At 62.0% G+C, this 2,067-nt stretch carries 2 protein-coding genes and 1 pseudogene; all 3 read left to right on the forward strand.

Annotated elements, in window-relative coordinates; translation table 11 throughout:
• A partial coding sequence (locus AC1DIX_RS27325) for a recombination-associated protein RdgC (protein ID WP_477328447.1) occupies window positions 1-612 on the forward strand: 612 nt, incomplete at its 5' end.
• A 32-nt stretch (window positions 613-644) separates the two neighbouring features.
• Entirely contained in the window at window positions 645-785 is a 141-nt protein-coding gene (locus tag AC1DIX_RS27330) for a hypothetical protein (RefSeq protein WP_477328449.1), read from the forward strand.
• A 16-nt stretch (window positions 786-801) separates the two neighbouring features.
• Window positions 802-2,067 (forward strand): annotated as a pseudogene (locus AC1DIX_RS27335) (hypothetical protein); the annotation flags it as partial.

The following is a 2,067-nucleotide window of genomic DNA, read 5'->3' on the forward strand; positions in this document are numbered from 1 at the left end:
CCGGGCAAGAAAGCAATGAAGGAACTGAAGGAGCGCGTGGCCGACGAACTGCTGCCGCGCGCATTCTCGATCCGCAGCAATGTCTGGACCTGGATCGACCCGGTCAACGGCTGGCTGGTGGTCGACGCCGCCAGCCCGTCGAAGGCCGATGATGTCATCAAGCTGCTGCTGAAGGCCGTCGACAAGATGCCGCTGGAATCGCTGCGCGTGCAGCGCTCGCCGGTGGCCGTGATGACCGGCTGGTTGGAATTGGACGAAGCGCCGTACAACTTCACCATCGACCAGGACACCGAACTGCGCGCCACCGGCGAAAGCAAGGCCGCGGTGCGCTACGTGAAGCACTCGCTGGACCCGGAAGACATCCGTCGCCACATCGCCGCCGGCAAGCAGTCAACTCGTCTTGCCCTGACTTGGAACAGCCGCGTCTCCTTCGTGCTGACCGAGCAGCTGGCAATCAAGGGCGTCAAGCCGCTCGACGTGATCAAGGAAAACGAAACCATCACCTATAGCGATGACGAGCGTTTCGACAACGACATGATGCTAATGACAGGCGAGCTGGCAAAGCTGCTTGTCGATCTGGTCGAAGCGCTCGGCGGCGAGGCGCGGGGATGACGGCGCCGGCCGAGAAGAAGCCGCGGGAGCCAATGAAGGATCGGCTCCGCCGCCTCGGCCTGCACAACACGCCCGGCAAGGATCCGGTCGGGCGTCCTCTCCGCACAAAGCGCTTCTACCTCGAGCTAAACGAAATCAGCTTCAACAAGCCCTTCACCGACAAGACCAAATAAATAATAGGAGAGCACCATGGCAACCGACAAAGAGAACACGCCGCAGCGCCGCATCGAAGACAAGCACCCGGCCGAAAAGATCGACTGGGGCCAACCGGAGGCGCCGGCCGTCCCGTTGTCGATCACTGCGGGTGCCGCGAAGGGCGGCAATACGAGCGACAACGCATCGCAAGCATCCTCCGTGCTGACGGATGAGCAGATTGTGCAAGTGTGGCAAAACATGCCAGGCGGACCGAACGGATGGCTCAAGGAATTTGGCTACCTGCAATTCGCCCGCGCCATCGAAGCGGAGGTAGCCAATGCTGCGCCAGCCGCCCCGGTGCAGCCCTCGATGCTGGTACCAAAGTGGGCCGGGTACTTTCACTCCTATCAGGATTGGGTCAACAAGGCGCAGTCGCGGCTTGCATCGCCCGAACACCGCCGCGCCATGTGCGTTGATGCTAAGGGCCGCCGCTGCGCCATTGGCAAAGACTTCATGCTGGCGCGCGACGAAGATGCTTTCCCTGTCCGCTACTTCTGGGAATGCGAGTTGGCCGCTCCGGTGCAAGCCGATCAGGCACAGGCAGCAGAAGTGCGCGCACAGGCGCTGCACACTCTGAATCGCGATGGCTGGAAGATCGACGGTTCCCTGATCTACCGTTTGAGCGACAAGGGCGTCAACTGCGACGAAATCAACATCACGATGGTCAACGGCAGCCGCGCCGCAGAAGTGCGCCACGATTCCGCTATCGAACTGCTTGCTGAACTGTCGAGCACCGCAGACAAAGCAAGCGAAGTGCGGGCGGCAACATTGCGCGAGGCAGCGAATTTCGCGCGCTGCTACGACCTCGGCACTCCTGACGGCCACGCGATCGCCGATGTCCTTGAGAGCATGGCCGCCGCTCCGAGCACCGCAGACAGCGGTAACACTAGCGCCCTTGGCGAAGGGGTGAGCGATGCCGCCCCTGTAGCCCAGCAGGCCGCAGCCGTGGCAGCGCCGAGCGAGAACGATATTCAGCTCATCATCCAGCAGGCTATCGTCAAGTACACGCGCGGGGCCGAACATGAGGCCGCAGCACGCGCCGCAGCAAAGTCCATCATGGGCTTGTACGCCGCTCCCGCTACTGCTGTCGCAGCGACGACCAGCGAAGATGCGCGGGATGCTGCGCGGTATCGCTGGCTGCGAGAACAGTCGTACGAAACCTTCAGCCAGATCGCTTTCAATACGTGGAATAACGATCCATTCGTTTTCCCCTACAGGGACCAGTTCATCGACGCTGCCATGCGCGCCACCCAGCAGGAG

The sequence above is a fragment of the Massilia sp. 05N420 genome, assembly GCF_056397205.1.

What these genes read in the sequence shown, in the direction of transcription:
- AC1DIX_RS27330 (WP_477328449.1), top strand. Translation starts at nt 645, where the DNA reads ATGAAGGATCGGCTCCGCCGCCTCGGCCTGCACAACACGCCCGGCAAG.